This window comes from Thiopseudomonas sp. SA1F2-1K (genome assembly GCF_057443035.1).
Map to the genome: position 1 here is coordinate 1,062,009 of NZ_CM172014.1, position 18,447 is coordinate 1,080,455.

Annotated in this window: 17 protein-coding genes; 14 read left to right on the top strand and 3 right to left on the bottom strand. The window is 46.8% G+C overall.

From position 1 onward, the window contains the following. Positions 1-3 precede the first annotated feature (3 nt). The 7 genes from AC2T15_RS05115 (at position 4) to pdxH (ending at position 6,677) form a co-directional block, all read left to right on the top strand. Complete coding sequence (locus AC2T15_RS05115; RefSeq protein WP_486779018.1) at positions 4-1,986, top strand: heme lyase CcmF/NrfE family subunit; 1,983 nt, start codon at positions 4-6, stop codon at positions 1,984-1,986. Next, the gene (locus AC2T15_RS05120; protein ID WP_053102332.1) at positions 1,979-2,518 is read left to right on the top strand and encodes a DsbE family thiol:disulfide interchange protein; all 540 of its coding nucleotides are present in this window, start codon (positions 1,979-1,981) and stop codon (positions 2,516-2,518) included. Before AC2T15_RS05115 ends, AC2T15_RS05120 begins: the two co-directional genes overlap by 8 nt. Next, a complete protein-coding gene (locus tag AC2T15_RS05125) occupies positions 2,515-3,015 on the top strand; it encodes a cytochrome c-type biogenesis protein (RefSeq protein ID WP_486778901.1) in 501 nt (166 codons plus the stop codon). The genes AC2T15_RS05120 and AC2T15_RS05125 overlap by 4 nt, the downstream gene beginning before the upstream one ends. Then, a complete protein-coding gene (ccmI, locus tag AC2T15_RS05130) occupies positions 3,012-4,271 on the top strand; it encodes a c-type cytochrome biogenesis protein CcmI (protein WP_486778902.1) in 1,260 nt (419 codons plus the stop codon). The genes AC2T15_RS05125 and ccmI overlap by 4 nt, the downstream gene beginning before the upstream one ends. A 19-nt stretch (positions 4,272-4,290) precedes the next feature. Continuing rightward, positions 4,291-5,250, top strand: coding sequence for a putative 2-dehydropantoate 2-reductase (locus AC2T15_RS05135; RefSeq protein ID WP_486778903.1), 960 nt, complete (start codon positions 4,291-4,293; stop codon positions 5,248-5,250). A gap of 199 nt (positions 5,251-5,449) precedes the next feature. After that, on the top strand, positions 5,450-6,013 hold the full coding sequence (locus tag AC2T15_RS05140) for an OmpA family protein (protein WP_486778904.1): 564 nt from the start codon (positions 5,450-5,452) through the stop codon (positions 6,011-6,013). A gap of 34 nt (positions 6,014-6,047) precedes the next feature. Beyond that, a complete protein-coding gene (gene pdxH / locus AC2T15_RS05145) occupies positions 6,048-6,677 on the top strand; it encodes a pyridoxamine 5'-phosphate oxidase (protein ID WP_486779019.1) in 630 nt (209 codons plus the stop codon). A gap of 5 nt (positions 6,678-6,682) precedes the next feature. Here the strand turns inward: pdxH and AC2T15_RS05150 are convergent, their stop codons facing one another. After that, a complete protein-coding gene (locus AC2T15_RS05150; protein ID WP_486778905.1) occupies positions 6,683-6,943 on the bottom strand; it encodes a hypothetical protein in 261 nt (86 codons plus the stop codon). A gap of 74 nt (positions 6,944-7,017) precedes the next feature. Between AC2T15_RS05150 and AC2T15_RS05155 the strand changes: the two genes are divergently transcribed. Continuing rightward, the gene (locus tag AC2T15_RS05155; RefSeq protein ID WP_486778906.1) at positions 7,018-7,479 is read left to right on the top strand and encodes an outer membrane lipoprotein; all 462 of its coding nucleotides are present in this window, start codon (positions 7,018-7,020) and stop codon (positions 7,477-7,479) included. Between the two features lie 79 nt (positions 7,480-7,558). Here the strand turns inward: AC2T15_RS05155 and AC2T15_RS05160 are convergent, their stop codons facing one another. After that, positions 7,559-8,479, bottom strand: a complete 921-nt coding sequence (locus AC2T15_RS05160) for a universal stress protein (protein ID WP_286593689.1) — start codon at positions 8,477-8,479, stop codon at positions 7,559-7,561. Positions 8,480-8,705: 226 nt separating this feature from the next. Between AC2T15_RS05160 and AC2T15_RS05165 the strand changes: the two genes are divergently transcribed. The 4 genes from AC2T15_RS05165 (at position 8,706) to AC2T15_RS05180 (ending at position 11,997) form a co-directional block, all read left to right on the top strand. Further along, a complete protein-coding gene (locus tag AC2T15_RS05165; protein ID WP_486778907.1) occupies positions 8,706-9,656 on the top strand; it encodes a sulfurtransferase in 951 nt (316 codons plus the stop codon). Beyond that, on the top strand, positions 9,653-10,744 hold the full coding sequence (locus AC2T15_RS05170; protein ID WP_486778908.1) for a YeeE/YedE family protein: 1,092 nt from the start codon (positions 9,653-9,655) through the stop codon (positions 10,742-10,744). The genes AC2T15_RS05165 and AC2T15_RS05170 overlap by 4 nt, the downstream gene beginning before the upstream one ends. A 410-nt stretch (positions 10,745-11,154) precedes the next feature. After that, entirely contained in the window at positions 11,155-11,556 is a 402-nt protein-coding gene (locus tag AC2T15_RS05175) for an ArsC/Spx/MgsR family protein (protein ID WP_286593686.1), read from the top strand. Between the two features lie 171 nt (positions 11,557-11,727). Beyond that, entirely contained in the window at positions 11,728-11,997 is a 270-nt protein-coding gene (locus tag AC2T15_RS05180; RefSeq protein WP_053099490.1) for a DUF2789 domain-containing protein, read from the top strand. A 62-nt stretch (positions 11,998-12,059) separates the two neighbouring features. Here the strand turns inward: AC2T15_RS05180 and metH are convergent, their stop codons facing one another. Beyond that, positions 12,060-15,755 carry a methionine synthase gene (gene metH, locus AC2T15_RS05185; protein ID WP_486778909.1) on the bottom strand — a complete coding sequence of 1,232 codons (3,696 nt, stop codon included), beginning with the start codon at positions 15,753-15,755 and terminating at the stop codon, positions 12,060-12,062. 134 nt (positions 15,756-15,889) lie between these two features. Between metH and AC2T15_RS05190 the strand changes: the two genes are divergently transcribed. After that, positions 15,890-18,181 carry a fatty acid cis/trans isomerase gene (locus AC2T15_RS05190; protein WP_486779020.1) on the top strand — a complete coding sequence of 764 codons (2,292 nt, stop codon included), beginning with the start codon at positions 15,890-15,892 and terminating at the stop codon, positions 18,179-18,181. After that, positions 18,182-18,430: a glutaredoxin family protein gene (locus AC2T15_RS05195; protein WP_053099492.1), complete on the top strand. Its 249-nt coding sequence runs from the start codon at positions 18,182-18,184 to the stop codon at positions 18,428-18,430. Positions 18,431-18,447 lie beyond the last annotated feature (17 nt).

An 18,447-nucleotide genomic window follows, 5' to 3' on the forward strand; every position in this document is an offset into this window, starting at 1 on the left:
TTTATGCTGTTTATTCCTGAACTGGGCCACTTAGCGCTAATTTTAGCATTGTGCTTTGCCGTGGTGCAGTCAATTTTTCCGATTATTGGCGCGTGGCGCGGTGATCATCACTGGATGAGTTTGGCGCAGCCAGCCGCTTGGGGGCAGTTTGCATTTTTGCTGGCGGCCTTTGCCTGTTTAACCTGGGCCTTTGTGGTTGATGACTTTAGTGTGTCCTATGCGGCCAGCAACTCCAATAGCTTGTTACCTTGGTACTACAAGGTCAGTGCGGTGTGGGGCGCTCACGAGGGATCATTGCTGTTATGGGCATTGATTTTAGCTGGCTGGACTTTTGCCGTGGCGATCTTCTCCAAGCAGTTGCCAGAAGAAATGCTGGCCCGCGTGCTATCCATTATGGGCATGATCAGTGTCGGTTTTTTACTGTTTTTGATCGTGACCTCTAACCCTTTTGAGCGCTTATTGCCTTTAATGCCAATGGATGGGCGTGATCTTAACCCCTTACTGCAGGACTTTGGCTTAATTGTACATCCGCCTATGTTGTATATGGGGTATGTGGGTTTCTCAGTCGCTTACGCCTTTGCCATAGCAGCATTGCTTGGCGGTAAACTCGATGCGGCTTGGGCACGCTGGTCACGGCCTTGGACCCTAATTGCATGGGCGTTTTTAGGCATAGGGATTGCATTAGGCTCTTGGTGGGCTTACTACGAACTAGGTTGGGGCGGCTGGTGGTTCTGGGATCCAGTAGAGAATGCGTCCTTTATGCCTTGGCTAGTAGGCACAGCCTTAATTCACTCTTTGGCAGTTACCGAAAAACGCGGCGTGTTTAAGAGTTGGACAGTATTACTGGCGATTGCCGCGTTCTCCTTGAGCTTACTGGGAACCTTTTTAGTCCGTTCGGGCGTATTAACCTCGGTGCATGCATTTGCGGCTGACCCTGAGCGCGGTGTCTTTATTTTAGTTTTCTTATTAGTGGTGGTAGGGGCATCTTTAACGCTATTTGCCTTACGTGCCCCCGTTGTTAAAAGCCATATCGGCTTTGGTTTATGGTCACGGGAAACCCTACTGCTAATTAACAACATCATTTTAGTGGTTGCAACCACTATGGTATTAATGGGTACTTTGTATCCTTTAGTTTTAGATTCTCTAACTGGCGCCAAACTATCCGTAGGTCCGCCGTACTTTAATGCGCTCTTTGTGCCATTAATGGGCATCTTGATGCTGGCACTGAGTGTTGGGGTACTGTTGCGTTGGAAAGACACTCCAGTGAAATGGATTAGCAAAATGCTGCTACCAGTTTTATTGCTCAGCGGCATAGCGGCTCTAGGTTTAGGTTATTTCACCGCAGACTTTAATTGGGCGGTGGTAGCGGTTTACTTCTTAAGCTTTTGGATTGCCTTTGCTGTAGTGCGAGATGTGCTGGATAAAACCCGTCATCGTGGCCTTTGGAGTGGCATGCGTAAGCTGACTCGAAGCTACTGGGGAATGCACTTAGCGCATATTGGCTTAGCCGTTTGTGCCATTGGTGCAGTGCTCTCTACTCAGTTTAGCTCTGAGCGCGACCTAAAAATGGAAATCGGCGATAAGCTGAGTATGGGCGGCTATGAGTTTGTATTTGATGGTGCTAAGCACTTTGAAGGCCCTAACTACATTTCAGATAAGGGCACGATTCGGGTGTTTAAGGACAATAAACAAATTGCCACACTGCACCCAGAAAAACGCTTATACATTGTGCAGCAAATGCCAATGACTGAAGCGGGCATTGATCCAGGCTTTACCCGCGACCTCTACGTTGCCTTAGGTGAGCCCTTAGACAATGGCGCTTGGGCGGTACGAATTCACATTAAGCCGTTTGTACGTTGGATTTGGCTAGGTGGTTTTTTAACGGGTTTTGGTGGCTTACTTGCCGCTGCTGATCGACGCTATCGAGTTAAAGTTAAACGTAAAGTGCGTGAGGCTTTAGCAACAGGAGAAACAGCCAATGTCTAAAGGCCGTATAGCGGCAGTAGTCGCAATTTTATTAGGCGTAGCGGCTTTTGCTTGGGTAGCTATCTTTGGGATCCATAATGATCCATCAGAGCTGCCTTCAGCCTTAATTGATAAGCAGTTTCCTGCATTTGAGTTGCAGCAGGTGGATAATAGCCAAGTGCTAATTACTGAAAAAAGCATGCTAGGTAAACCGGCTTTAGTGAATGTTTGGGCAACCTGGTGCGCTGCTTGTAAAGATGAGCATCCGGTGCTGAATGACTTAGCTAAACAAGGCGTGGTAATCCATGGCGTGAACTACAAAGATGATAACGCCTCTGCACAAAAGTGGCTGCGTGACTTCCATAACCCTTATCAGCTGAATATTTTTGACCCTAAAGGTACCTTAGGCTTTGATTTAGGTGTGTACGGCGCGCCTGAAACCTTTATTGTCGATAAGGCAGGGAAGGTTCGTTACAAACTGGTAGGGGTAGTTACCAAGGAGGTTTGGCGTGAACGCTTAGCCCCGATTTATCAGGAGTTGCTAGACGAATGAGTAAGCGAATAAAAGCCTTAATTTTTGGCACCTCGCTTCTGGTTAGCAGTAGCTGGGCGGCAATTGATACGTTTGAGTTTGCGGATAAACAGCAAAATGAGCGTTTTCGAACCCTAACTGAAGAGCTGCGCTGCCCTAAGTGTCAGAATCAAAATATTGCCGACTCAGACTCACCGATCGCTCTCGACATGCGGGCGGAGATTTATCAAATGCTGCAAGAGGGTAAAACCAATCAAGAAATTGAAGAGTTTTTGGTCGATCGCTTCGGTGAGTTTGTGCGCTATCGGCCACCGGTTACCAACAGCACATTGCTGCTATGGTATGGCCCAGCGGCTTTACTAGGCGCAGGATTTGTGATTCTTGGCGTAATTTTATACCGCCGTAAGCGCGCCAGTATTAAGCAAACTCAAGCCAATGCTGCTGAGCTAAATAGTCAAGAGCAACAACAACTCGAGGCTTTGCTGCGTCAACAATCTCAAAATAAGAGTGAATCATGATAGGTTTTTATCTGGCGGCATTGAGCATGCTGCTTATTGCGCTACTGATATTTTTGCTGCCAGTGTTGCGGGTTCGCAAATATCAAGCAGAAGAAGATCGCACCGCATTGAACGTGGCGTTGTACCAAGAAAGTTTAGATGAGTTAGATAGCCAGTTTACCGCCGGAGCGTTATCCGCGGAACAGCTAGCTCAGGGGAAAGCCGAGGCTGCCCGCGTCTTACTGCAAGACACAGAAACCGGTACCCCAAAAAGTATTGGTGGTTTTGGTAAGGCACTGCCATTAATTGCTGCTTTACTGATTCCTATAGCAGGCTTTGGCCTGTATCAGCACTGGGGTGCCTATGACAATGTGAAGCTGGCGATGGATATGGCGGAGCCGCCAGAAAGTATGGCTGAAGTCATTGAGCGCTTACAAAAAGTAGTGGCAGTACAGCCTAAATCCTTAGATGCACTCTTTATGCTAGGCCGCACTTATATGAATGCTGAGCAGCCCCGTGAAGCTGCCCGCACCTTTAATGCAGCAATTGAGTTAGCTGGCCGCCAGCCAGAGCTACTGTCGCAGTGGGCACAAGCAGAGTATTTCGCTAATGGCAAACGCTGGAATGACGACTTGCAAGCAGCCGTTAATGAAGTACTGCAAGATAATCCTGATGAACCTACAGTGCTGGGATTAATTGGGATTGCAGCCTTTGAGTCAGGCGACTTTCAGACCTCAATTAATGCATGGTCCCGTTTAGTGGTGAGCTTAAACACGGAAGATCCTTCAGTTGAACCGATTATGATGGGTATTCAACAAGCCAGACAGGCGCTGGATCAACAAGGCAGTACGCCACGCGGCCCAACCCCGGAATTTAAAGCGGATAGTGCCAGTGAAGACAGCGCCAAGCAAAGCCTAGCAGCTATTAATCCTGAGTCAAAAATAACGGTGCAGGTGAGTTTAGCCAGTGAATTGCAAGGCACGCTTGCAGCTGACGACAGTGTTTTTGTCTTTGCCCGCGCCCAGCAAGGTTCGCCGATGCCGTTAGCGGTTAAGCGATTAACCGTAGCTGATTTACCGGTGACCTTAGAATTATCCGATGCCGATGCGATGCTAGATAACATGAAACTCTCTAGTTTTCCAAAGATCGCTGTGCAGGCTCGGATTTCAAAGCATGGCAATCCAACCGAGGGTGAATGGGAGAGTTTGCCACAAGCTAAAGAACTGCCAGTCACTGCTCCCGTGCACTTAGTGATTGATCAGGCGATTGAACCCTAAAGCGTAGAAGGAAGAGGCAATGACCGCTCAGCAAGCAATTAAAGTGGGAATTATTGGCACCGGTGCCATTGGTGGATTTTATGGCGTCATGCTGGCTAAGGCCGGATATGAGGTGCATTATCTGTTACGCAGTGAATACTCAGCAGTTAAGCAAAATGGCTTAATGATTCAAAGTGATGTCTATGGCGAAATACATCAAGCGCAAGCCAATGCTTGGAATGATGCCAGCCAAATGCCCAAGTGTGATTGGTTATTAGTTGGTGCTAAAACCACCAGTAATCCAAGCTTAGTGCCTTTGATTGAGGCAGCTGCAGCGGATAATGCTAAAGTGGTGCTAATGCAAAATGGCTTTGGTGTAGAAGACGAGCTGCGGCCTTTGCTGTCAGATAAACTGCATTTATTGGGCGGTTTATGCTTTATTTGTGTGCACCGCGGTGCGCCTGGGGTTATTTATCATCAGGCCTATGGCGGGGTAAATTTGGGCTATCACAGTGGTTCCGCTACGGCAGAGCAAGCGCTTGCGATCACTGAAGAGGGCGCCAGTCTATTCCGTAACGCTGGTTTAGACTCCAAAGCCATGGCCAATATTGAGCAAGCGCGCTGGCAGAAACTGGTATGGAACATTCCTTACAATGGTTTATCCGTGTTATTAGACGCCACTACCGGCGAGATGATGAACAATCCTGATGCCCGCGCTTTAATTGCTGATTTGATGCAAGAAACCATTGATGCGGCGACGGCTTGTGGTCATCAATTGCCCGACAACTTTGTACAAACTATGTTGAAAGCCACGGACAAAATGCCGGACTATCATCCGAGCATGTACCATGACTTTACCCACCAGCGGCCACTGGAATTAAAAGGGATTTATGCTGCCCCTTTAGCAGCCGCTAAGGCGGCAGGTTGTTCAATGCCTAAAGTGGAAATGCTGCTGCAAAGCTTAGCCTTTAAAGTAAATCAACCAATTGCCGAACTATAAGTTAAACTATCTACCTAAGTAAGTCGCTGGCTTACTTAGGGAAGATATTTTATTCGCAAGCCCTTTTAAAAAATATTGGGAAGAGTAGGCTAGTAGCTATTCATTTTGTTCACCCCTTTGACGATTTTTTGGGAAGACTATGCGCTTACATAAAGTTTTATGCGTTGCCTCTTTAGCTTTGCTATCCGCCTGCAGCTTTATGCAGAAAAAAGAAGAGCCAAAACCTTTAGTTAAAATGAAAGCTGAGTTGACGGCTGAAGAATATGCCGCATGGATGGCTGAGTATGAGCCTAAGCTTACCCAAGCCATTGTCGGCACACCGTTAGAATTAACCCGTAACGCGCGCAGCTTTATGGTAACCCTGCCAGTCGATCAGGCGTTTAATAAAGATCGTCCAAAAATGTTAATGCCCGCCATGTTGGGGCCTATCACTAAAGTCACTAAGCTGCTTGAAAGTGATGCTAAAACCGGGGTAATTATTTTAGGCCACTCAGATATCAGTGGAAATACTGCATTAAATGCCCAGCTAAGCCAAGATCGTGCTAAAGCCGTCGCGGCGATTTTTAACTTAGGCGGTATCCGTCATGACCGTTTATTGCTGCTAGGCATGGGCGAAGATAAGCCGCGTGCAGGACAAGCAACCGCAACACAACGTGCGCTCAACCGCCGAGTAGAGTTAATTATTACCCCCAAAGGCACCTTAACTAATACATTAGCTCAGTATCGTAGCGCACCTTATGGTGTACTTGCGGCGAATAAATAAGGTCTAATCTGTGTCTATTGAACACGTAGCTGCTATGCGCCGTAACTATCTACGAGATGGATTGCTCGAACATTCGGCGCCAATGGATCCTTTTGTCTTATTTGAGCAATGGTTTAATCAGGCGGTTGCTACTGAGCAAGCACCGATTGAGCCTAATGCCATGATGCTGGCGAGTGTTGATGCCAGTGGTCAGCCGCACTGTCGGGTGCTATTGCTTAAAGGAGTGACCGCTGAAGGCTTTATCTTTTTTACTAACTACGACAGTGCTAAAGGGCAGCAGCTTAGTGTTCAGCCTAAGGCAGCCATGACTTTTTTCTGGCCAACCTTAGAGCGCCAGGTGCGTATTGAGGGTCAGGTAAAACAGGTGGAGCCTGCTGTATCTGATGCTTACTATGCTCAGCGTCCGTTAGGTAGCCGTTTGGGCGCTTGGGCTTCTGAGCAGAGTCAGCCGATTGCTAGTCGTGAGGTATTAGAGCAAGCCATGCAGCAAGTAGAGCAACGTTTTGCTGACAGTGAACCAACTCGACCCGCGCACTGGGGCGGTTTTTGTCTTGAGCCGCAGCGCATTGAGTTTTGGCAGGGAAGAACTTGCAGGCTGCATGACCGGTTAAATTTTGTACGTGAAGCACAGGGCGGTTGGCGTCGAGAACGCCTAGCCCCTTAAGCACTTTAGCCGTTGCTTTGCTCCTGATCAAAGTCTTGGGCCGCTTGTTCTAGCCACTTAGGCAGCTGTTTATGAGCAACTTTTTGTTGCTGTGCTAACTCTAATTTTTTCAGCATGTAGTCACGCTTTAGCTGCTGCTGAGGGTGCTCATGGTCGACAAAGGAGAGCGCTAGGTCACGGTTAGACCAGCGCTTAATGCGCACATACAGCCACCAGTGAAAGTACAAGCCTGATAAAGTGGCAATAGCGATAATAAAGTAGTCCATAATTTCCTCGTTGTGAGCAACTTATTTGATTCTGCTTGGTCTAATAGGCCAAGCAAAATTTAGGAGTAAAAAATATGCGTAAGTCTATTGTGCTTGCCGCTTCATTAACAGCAGTTTCTTTATTGACCGGTTGTGCTTCAAGCTTAACGGGTGATAGTTATTCCCGTGCCGATGCACGTCAGGTACAAACAGTACGTATGGGCTCTATTGTTTCTTTACGTCCAGTTAAAATTGAAGGAACTAAAACCCCTGTTGGTGCAGGTGTCGGTACTGTTATTGGTGGAATCGCTGGAAGCGGTGTAGGTGGTGGACGTGGTAGCGCTGTGGCTGCTGTGATCGGTGCGGTCGCTGGTGGTTTAGCCGGTGCTGCTGCTGAGGAAGGCCTAACGCGCACCCAAGGTGTTGAAATTACCGTACGTGAAGATGACGGCTCTACTCGCGCTTATGTTCAAGCAGTACAAAAGAATGAAATTTTCCGTGTCGGTGAGCGTGTGCGCATCGTTACGGTTAATGGTCAAAGTCGTGTGACACACTGACAGTAACGCTGTATCGTTAAAAAAGCCCCGCCAGTTTAAATAACTGGCGGGGCTTTTTGTTGCTTTTATTACTTAAATACTAAGCAAAGCGCTGATTTGGATGGCGCATAATTAATAGATCACAGTTGGCTTCTTCAAGTACTCGTTCAGCAGTATGGCCAATCAGCGCAGTTTCTAGGCTGCCACGGGCAATCGCGCCTATCACCAGCAAATCAACCTCTTCTTGCTCTACAAACTCTGGAATGGCATTTTCAGCAAAGCCTTCGATCAGATGTTTGCGCTCGTCAGCGACGTTGTAATTACTAAAGAGCTCGGCAAAGCGTTGTTTGTGTTGGCTAATGCCAGCGCTTACTTGCTGATCATAGGTAGCGGCCAGGGTTGCATCAAAAATTAAGGATTTAGGGAAGGGGGCATAAGTATGTAGATAGTTTGCCTCCAGTTTAAGGGTTTGCTCGAAATATTGTGCGACTTGAATTAAATGATGGTCCAGCTCATTTTTTGTATCGTTTAAATGCCCTGGGTCTACCGCAGCACAAAGTTTCTTGCCGCGCCATTCAGAGTCGCGTGAGAGCCATAAAGGCACTGGGCAGTGGCGAATTAGCTGCCAGCTGGTGTTATTTAAAAATAAGCGTTCCAATAAACTATGGGTGGTGGCATCACGAAAAACAATATCTGGCTGTAGCTCTTTTACCCGCTGAATGACCATTTTAGATAGCGGCTTGCCCCAGCGCGACTCACAATTTACGGTAAGGCCTTTTTCTTTTAGCGGTTCAGCCAGCTTTTCTAGCCATTTTTTTCGGTTGGCTAGCAAAGAGTTACGTGCCTTTTCTTGGGCTGGGCCATCAAAGAAAAAACCACCTTCTAAAGCCGGGTTGTGCTCACAAACAATCAGCTCTAGCGCGGCCCCCGAGCGTTCAGCAACCCAAGCAGCGCGCTCTAAAGAAGGCTGCTTGTCTTCATGGGTGGGATCCAAAACAACGAGTAACTGCTTTAATTCCATTCCTAACTCCTTAGGTATTGCTAAACATAAATAATAGGTTCAGTAAATCCTGAAATCTACTAGGTGGTGTTGATAAGCGTCATGCGAACGAGGTTACACCGCTACAGCGTAAGGTCAACAGATTAAATAACTATATAACAATTAGTTATTAAATCATCCTTGGAATCTATGCCACTATCGCGCTCTTGTTGAATTTCGGAAAAACTTAGGTAGTCGGGTGGCCCTTATGTACCCAGTACAGCTATTTATCCTTGCGTTTTTGTTGTTTAGTCGCTTAGTGGCGGCTGAAGGCTTAACGCCATTAATTGAACCAGAGCAGTTAGCCGCTTACGTTGCAAGTGAGCAACCGCTGACCGTGTTAGATATTCGAACGCACGATGAATATCAGCAAGGCCATGTGCAAGGTGCTGTATCTGCACCTTACGCTCTGTGGCGCGGGCCGGCTAATAATCCTGGGCAGCTATTAAAGCCAGCTGAGTTGCAAGGTTTAGCGCAACAACTGGGGTTAGTTGAACAGCCGATCGTGGTTTACTCATCCGGTAGCGATGAAACTGATTTTGGTGCAGCAGCGCGGGTGTACTGGACCTTAAAATACATGGGCTTTACCCAGCTAAGTGTGTTGAATGGCGGCTTAGCTTACTGGCAAAAGCAGGGCTATCCACTGGATCAGCAATTGGTTCAGCCTCAACCATCCACCACGGCTATTCAATTACGCCCAGAACTTGTGATTTTACAGCCAGAACTGCTGCAAAAAGTGCAGCAACCTTCAGCACTGACGCAATTACTTGATGCTCGGCCGCAGTTGTTTTATCAAGGTACAGTCAAAGCGCCTACCGCCAGCGTGCCAGGCACTATTGCTAGTGCTCAGAGCCTTGAGTTTAGTCAGTGGTTTAGTGGTAAAGATAACCGCTTAAAAAGCCCGAGCGAAATTAAGCAGCTGATTCAGCACAGTGGATTAATGGCCGCTCAAGAAACCGTGTCATTTTGTAATACAGGGCACTGGGCAGCTACCAACTGGTTTGTACTTTCAGAGATTGGTGGCTTAACACAGGTACGTTTGTATCCTGCTTCATTGGCTGAATGGACACAAAGTCAGCAAGCATTACCGATGGAAAATACCCCTACACGGTTAGAGCAAATACACAGTAAGTTTAAGCAGTTGGTAGAGGCATTATGAAAAATCGTGCGTTATTGATCGTGTTATTTACCCTATTTACAGGGTTCTTATTTTGGTTTGTCTCGATTCGGCAAAGTCTGCTGTTTATCGTTGGAATAGGCTTAGGTTTAACCTTGGCCGGTGCTCGCTTTGGCTTCACCACGGGTTGGCGCAACCTGATTGAGCAGCGCGATGCTAGTGGCGTTTTAGCGCAACTGGTTTTACTGGCCATTGCCGCAGGTATATCCATCCCTTTACTGGCTAAATTTCCCACTGAACTCAATGCAGCTTTAGGTCCACCGAGTATTAGCTTACTGATCGGTGCCCTGGTTTTTGGGGCGGCGATGCAAATTGCCGATGGTTGCGGCTCAGGCACTTTGTATAAAGCAGGGTTAGGTATTCCTCTTAATATGGCTATTTTACCTGTCTTTGCCTTGGGCAGCTTTTTAGGCTCCGCACACTTGGGCTGGTGGCTAGAGCTGGGGCATCTACAGCCGGTTGGCTTAGTTACAGAGTTGGGTGCCAGTAAGGCACTGCTGGTGACCTATATAGGGTTATTGGTGCTGGGATTAGCTGCCTGGGCCTGGTCGAAAACTGCAGGGCCCACACGACAGTTATTTAATAAAACTTTATTAGTTGGGGCGGTGGTTATTGCTTTATTGGCCGTTTTAAATTTGCTGATTGCTGGTCAGCCATGGGGGGTAGTCTATGGATTTGGCTTATGGGCAGCGAAAATAGCCCAAGCCACTCAATTATTTGATCCAACGCTCAATACTTTTTGGAGTCAGCCGGTGAATGCGGCAGCGTTAGAGCAGTCAATCTTTTTAGACCTGACCTCAATTACTAACCTAGGTATTTTAGCAGGAGCGTTATGGGTCTTTTCTCGTAAGTCGGGTCAAGCATCTCAGCGCTTAACCGCTAAGCAGTGGATGGTCGGGATTATTGCCGGTTTTCTATTGGGCTACAGTTCGCGGTTAGCCTTTGGCTGTAATGTGGGGGCCATGGTCAGCGGTATTTCAACTGGCAGTTTGCATGGTTGGATTTGGGTTGCGATGGCCTTTATCGGTTCCTTATTTGGCGTACGTATACGCCGATATTTCGGATACTAATACTATGAACATTCATGGATCACTTCGTGTGGCTGTTTTTTGGATTGCTTTGCTTGGCTTTTTGAGTTGGGACTGGCTGCAGAGTCCACCTGTCAATTTGCGCTTAGAGGCCCCCATTATTGCCATAGGTTCTGGACAGGCGCCTTCTGGCGGACACTGCGCAACCTTTTAGTTAGCGCTGTCACTGACTTTTAATACAACTTTGGTTGAATAAGGTAGGCAGACTGCAGAGTTTTGTTAAAAAGTGTGACGCAGTTTGTGTAATAGTAAGGGCTTGAAAAGTGTCGTGCAGGTTGGGCTGCGGTTAAGTCACTCCAGGGAGGAGAGGCACCTATCTCGGTAGAGGTCACGCTTGTCGTGATCTAGCAATTATTAGCGCATCCGTTGTTATCTGTTAATTGGAGCAAAAAATGGCAAAGATCATTTTGTACCACGATCCTAAATCCTCGGTCTCGCGTGCGGCTTTGGTGTATTTAGAGCAACAGCGTTATCAGGTAAAGGTGGTACGTTACTTGGAGCAACCATTAACAGTAGGGAAGCTGAGTTCAATTGTGCAGCGTTTGGCTTTACCCGCCGTGCAATTGGTTAATCAAGAATTACTGGCAAAAATTAAAATGCCCTATGAGCGGTTAGTCCAGTTACCCGATGAGCAAATCATTAACTTGATTGCTGAGCACCCACAATTACTAGCTTATCCAATTTTAGTGGTTGATAAAGAAGCGGTCTTGGCCACTAGTCAGCAAAATATGCTGCGTATTTTACCCATGCGCGTCTACGAGTATTCCAATAAAGTTATTTTATTGTCTTATTAATCACAGTATTGGCAGTGATGTTCGCGGTGGCGAGGTAGGTGGTGCTGGCTCAGCGCCACTTTCAAGCAGGCTGTGAAAAGGCTGAAAGTCTAAAGTTTGTAAGCAAACTCTTTGCAAGATAGCGGGTCTTAAAGCTAACCCGTTTATTAGATCAAGCAAGGAGTACTAAGCATGAATACCGTGACTGAACCGCGCATGACTACGCTTTTTTCCCAGCTAGGGCTTGAGGACTCGCCTGAGGGGATTAAAAACTTTATAGCAACCCATCAACTGCCTGCAGAAGTTAAACTTACAGAGGCGCCGTATTGGTCAGAAGCCCAGCGTCAGCTTCTTAAAGAGCTATTAGAAGAAGATAGTGAGTGGGCGCTGGTGGTAGATCAACTGAATGAAGCATTGCACAAAGGTGATATGGGCTTTTTAGAGGGACTGAGTATTTTCTGATTGTTCAAGCCTGTTTATCAAAGTCCCAGCGGTTATTGCCGCTGGGACTTTTTAATGGTTGCTTATTCAGGATCATAGGCTAGGTTAGGCATTAACCAGCGTTCGGTTTGTTCAAGGTTTTGTTGCTTACGTGCAGCATAATGTTCCACCTGGTCTTTTTCTATTTTTCCTACCGCAAAATACTTGGCTTCTGGGTGAGCAAAGTACCAGCCACTGACAGCCGCTGTGGGGAACATCGCATAGTGCTCAGTCAGCCAAACAGCGCAGTTACCTTCTGGGTCTAGTAATTTAAATAAAGGACCTTTTTCAGTGTGATCAGGGCAGGCGGGGTAACCTGGCGCTGGACGAATTCCAGTATATTTCTCCCGAATCAGCGCTTCATTATCTAACGTTTCGTCAGGTGCGTAGGCCCAATACTGGGTGCGTACTTGTTGATGCAGCCATTCAGCACAGGCTTCCGCTAAGCGATCGGCTAAGGCCTGGACCATGATGGCATTATAGTCATCGCCTTGGGCTTGATATTGCTTACATAGCTCATCCACACCGATACCGGCGGTGACAATAAAGCCACCAATATAATCGCTGATACCACTTGCTTTAGGCGCTACATAATCCGCCAAACAGCGATTTGGCCCTTGATCACGGATAATTGACTGCTGGCGTAAGTGATGCAGGCGCGAAAGTACGTTTCCCTCCGCGTCATACACTTCTAAATCATCGTAATCCACTTGGTTGGCGGGCCAAAAGCCAAATAGCGCTTGAGCTTGAATTAGCTGCTCGTTGATTAGTTTGTCGAGTAATATCTGGGCGTCATTAAATAATGACTGAGCCGCCTCGCCGACCACTTCATCTTGGAAAATGCGGGGGTATTTACCAACTAAGTTCCAAGAAATAAAGAACGGAGTCCAGTCGATGTACTCACGCAGCACATTTAAATCAATGTTATTTAACAGTTTGGTGCCAGTAAATGTAGGCGCAGGCGCTTGATAATTACTCCAATCAAGTTGCAGGCGATTATCAATGGCTTGCTGATAGGTTAAATAGTCTGTTTTAGCACCGCGATTAGCGGTTCTTTCACGCACCTTGGCGTATTCCTCACGAATACCTTGTACATAAGCAGGCTTTAACTCTTTAGATAACAGGCTAGTAGCTACCCCTACCGCGCGTGAAGCATCGGTGACATAGACTACGGCGTCATTGGTATAGTGAGGATCAATTTTGACTGCCGTATGCGCTTTAGAAGTGGTAGCACCACCAATTAATAGCGGTAGATGAAAATCTTGGCGCTGCATTTCTTTAGCCACATGCACCATTTCATCCAAAGAAGGGGTGATTAATCCGGATAAGCCAATAATGTCGCACTTTTCTTCAATTGCGGTTTTCAGAATTTTATCTGCCGGTACCATAACGCCTAAGTCAACAATATCGTAGCCGTTACAACCCAAGACTACGCCAACAATATTCTTACCAATATCGTGTACATCGCCTTTAACCGTGGCCATCAGGATTTTACCTTTAGCTTCAGGTGTATCGCCTTTTTCAGCTTCAATAAAAGGAATTAGGTGAGCAACCGCTTGTTTCATGACTCGCGCTGATTTCACCACCTGTGGTAAGAACATTTTGCCGCTACCAAATAAGTCGCCCACCACGTTCATTCCTGACATGAGCGGACCTTCGATGACTTCAATTGGACGGTTCATGCCTTGGCGGCACTCTTCAGTGTCTTCCACAATATAGGTGGTAATACCTTTAACCAATGCATGCTCTAAGCGCTTATCGACTGGCAGTGAGCGCCACTCTTCGTTTTCGACTTCTTTTTTGCTGCCATCACCGCGGTACTCTTCGGCAATTTCCAGCAGTGCTTCGGTGGCATGGGGGTTACGGTTGAGAATGACATCTTCAACTTTATCGCGTAAGGCTAAAGGAATTTGGTCATAAATCTCTAGCTGGCCGGCATTGACAATGCCCATATTGAGACCATTTTGAATGGCATAATATAAAAACACAGAGTGAATCGCTTCGCGCACCGGGTTGTTCCCACGGAACGAAAACGACACGTTCGAGACGCCGCCAGAGGTTAATGCATGGGGCAGATTATCACGGATCCAAGCACAGGCATTGATGAAGTCTTGGGCATAATTGTTGTGTTCTTCAATCCCTGTGGCGACGGCAAAAATATTGGCATCAAAAATAATGTCTTCAGCAGGAAAACCTGCTTTATTGACCAATACATCGTAAGAGCGGGCGCAGATTTCAATTTTACGCTCAGCAGTATCTGCTTGACCTTGCTCATCAAAGGCCATGACCACAATGGCTGCACCGTAACGCCGGCAAAGTTTGGCATGCTCAATAAAGGCTTGTTCACCTTCTTTCATCGAAATGGAGTTAACAATACCTTTACCTTGAATACATTTTAAACCTGCTTCTATGATTTCCCATTTTGATGAGTCAATCATGATCGGCACGCGAGAAATATCGGGTTCGCCGGCAATTAGGTTTAAAAAGGTTATCATGGCTTGCTTGGAGTCAAGCATGCCTTCATCCATATTGATATCAATGACTTGGGCGCCAGCTTCAACCTGTTGCAAGGCCACTTCAAGTGCTTCGGTGTAGTTTTCTTCGCGAATTAACCGTGCAAAGCGCGCTGAACCGGTAATGTTGGTCCGCTCACCGACGTTAACAAAAAGAGAGTTACGGTCAATAGTAAAGGGCTCAAGTCCTGATAAACGACAGGCTTTGGGAATATCCGGAATATTACGGGGCGGATACTTGGCCACTACTTTTGCTATCGCTGCAATATGTTCTGGCGTCGTACCACAGCAGCCACCAACAATATTTAAAAAGCCGGAAGCAGCAAAGTCTTCAATTTGTGCGGCAGTTTGCTCTGGAGTTTCATCGTATTCACCAAAGGCATTAGGTAAGCCAGCATTAGGGTGTGCCGAAACGAAGGTGTCAGCTTTGGTTGATAGTTCTTGAAGGTAAGGACGTAACTCTTTAGCGCCTAGTGCGCAGTTTAAGCCAACTGAAAGAGGTTTACAGTGGCGGATTGAGTTCCAAAAAGCTTCGGTAGTTTGGCCTGATAAAGTACGTCCTGAGGCGTCAGTAATGGTGCCTGAAATCATGATCGGTAACGTCACGCCTAACTCTTCAAATACGCCTTCAACGGCAAAGATGGCGGCTTTAGCGTTGAGTGTATCGAAGATGGTTTCAATCATGATGATGTCGGCACCGCCTTGGATTAAACCGCGGGTCGCTTCGCTGTAGTTCTCAACCAAAATATCAAAGGTGACATTACGGTAGCCTGGATTGTTGACATCCGGTGACAATGAACAGGTACGGCTGGTAGGGCCAAGCACTCCGGCAACAAAACGAGGCTTATCAGGGGTTTCTAAGGTTTTCCCATCGGCCACTTCACGGGCAATGCGGGCGCCCTCAAAGTTTAGCTCATAGGCCAGTGCTTGCATGTCATAATCGGCTTGAGAAATACGCGTTGAGTTAAAGGTATTGGTTTCAATAATATCGGCGCCAGCATCAAGATAGGCCCGCTCAATTTTCTGAATTAACTGCGGCTGAGTTAGAATCAACAGGTCATTGTTGCCCTTAACATCCTGACTCCAGTCAGCAAAACGTTCACCTCTAAATTGCTCTTCAGAAAGCTGCTCATTTTGAATCATGGTGCCCATTGCGCCATCAAGTAATAAAATGCGTTGCGTTAATGCATGCAATAGAGCCTGATGGCGATTGCTTGGAGTGGACATGATAAAGGCTTCCTAAACAGACAAATCAACAAAAAGATCATAGCATAGCAAAAGCGATGCCAAAGCGCCTTGAACCACTTATTCGTTTTATTTATATAAAATGGCGAAATTCGCCTTATTTTGAGCAAGGATTTATGCGAGTACTTTTTTCTTTGATCTTAAGCACGTTGCTTGTGTTGTTAGCGCGGGGAGCAACCGCTGAGGCCATTTCTTATCAGCAACAGATTCAGCCGATTTTTAATCAAAAATGTATTGCGTGCCATGCATGTTACGACTCGCCATGTCAGCTTAATTTAGGTAGCAGTGAAGGCGCTAGCCGTGGCGCACACAAAGACAGCGTATATAACGGCACTCGCTTAAAAGCTCAGGCTACCACACGAATATTTGTGGATGCGTTTGGCGCTGAGCAGTGGCGTGACAAAGGTTTTTACGATGTTTTGGCTAAAAATAATCAGCAAGCTGCGTTAATGCAGCAGATTATTGACTTGGGCGCCAAAAACAACCAATGGCAGCCTAATCAGTTATTACCGAAAAATTTGGACATTGGTATTTATCGCGCTAACCAGTGCGCCACACAAGCTGAATTTGCCAGTTATGCAGAAAAAAATCCCCATGGCGGAATGCCCTTTGCCGTCACGGGTTTAACAGCAGAAGAGCGGCAAATCCTTAGCCAGTGGTTGAATCAAGGAGCGCCTATGGATTGGCAGGATTGGCAACCCACTGCGATCGAGCAGCAACAAATTCTACAGTGGGAAAATTTGCTCAATGGCCGCTCACTGAAACAGCAACTGGTAGGACGTTGGCTGTATGAGCACTTATTTTTAGCCCATATTTATTTTCCCGAAGGCGAGACCTCGCATTTTTTTCAGTGGGTACGTTCGCGCACGCCCAGCGGTGAGCCGATTGATTTGATTGCTACCCGTAGTCCAAACGAAGCAGTAGGTACGGATTTTTATTACCGTTTACGTCCGGTGGCGGATGTGTTGGTGCATAAAACCCATATTACCTTTGAGCTTTCTGCGGCTAAGTTAGCACGTACCCAAACATTATTTTTTACCCCGCAGTGGGAGGTTACGCAATTACCTGGTTATGGTGCTTACCACCGCAGTAATCCGTTTGCCGCCTTTGAGGCAATTCCAGCTGAGGCACGTTATCGCTTTATGCTAGAAAACGCTGAGTATTTTGTCCGTAACTTTATCCGCGGGCCAGTGTGCCGGGGGCAGATAGCGACCGATGTGATTCGCGATCAGTTTTGGGCGATGTTCCAAGCACCCGAGCATGATCTTTATATTACTCACCCAGCGTATCGGCAGCAGGTAACAACGTTACTCGATATGCCGGGCCAACAAGATGAACTACTTGATTTGCTTGGCTTATGGAAGGTGTATAAGAAAAAGCGCAATGCCTATGAAGAGTTGCGAAAAAAAGCCTATGCGGAATCTGAGTTACCTGATTGGTCGCATATTTGGCAGGGCAATGACAATGCCTTGCTGACAATTTTTCGTCAACATGACAGCGCCTCAGTGCGTAAGGGTTTAATCGGCGAGATTCCGCAAACCCTGTGGCTGATGGATTATCCTTTACTTGAGCGGACCTATTATCAGTTAGTGGTGAATTTTGATGTATTTGGTAACGTCGCTCATCAAGCGCAGACTCGACTGTACTTTGATCTGATTCGCAATGGTGCAGAAGTTAACTTTTTGCGCTTATTACCGCCAAAGTCACGCAAAAAACTGCTGCATGGCTGGTACCAAAAAAGTGGCAAATTAAAGATGCTGATGGACTATACCCAAGTCGATAGCCATACCGAAACCAGGTTAGAATTGCCCAAAAAACAGGCAAAAGATGCATTTGCTGAGCAATTACTTGTGCGCTTGAGTGCACTGAATGCGAGACCTGATCGATTAAATCGTTGCCCGGATGGCCAGCCCTGTTATCGCGAGAATGTGTCAGTGGCTCAGCAACAAACGGATCAATTATTGAGTCAGTTAGCCAGTCGTCAGGCCGCGGACTTACCGCTGATTAACTTTTTACCGGAAGCAACCTTACTGCGAGTAGCGTACAGTGACCAGCCGCGCGAAACCTATAGCCTGTTAAGAAACCGTGCCCATTCCAATGTAGCCTTTATGATGGGCGAGTCGTTGCGCTATCAACCGAAGCTAGACACATTAACCTTATACCCTGAAGTTCTTAGTAGTTATCCGAACTTTATCTTTAATATACCAGCCAACGAGATTGCTGACTTTGTAGTACAGGCCCAGCAAGTAAAGACTCAAAACGACTTCAGCCAATTAACTGAGCGTTGGGGTATACGCCGTACGCATCCAGACTTTTGGTACTATTTTCATGATGCTGCCGAGCAAATTAAACAGCAGCAGCCACGAGAATATGGCTTATTGGATATGAACCGTTATGAGAATTTATAAATGAATGAAGTTGTTGACTATCTATTTTATGCCACTGAAGGCTGTCATTTGTGTGAGGTTGCTGAACAACTTATCGCGCAAGTGATGACGCCCCGTGAAAGCATTGAATATGTAGAAATTGCACAATCTGATGCCTTAGTGGCGAAGTACGGATTAACCATTCCGGTTTTGCAATGCGTGCGTACGCAGCAGCAACTGATGTGGCCTTTTACTGCTGAGCAAGTGCAGTCGTTATTTACCGAGAGTTAAATTTCGTAATAGATTGC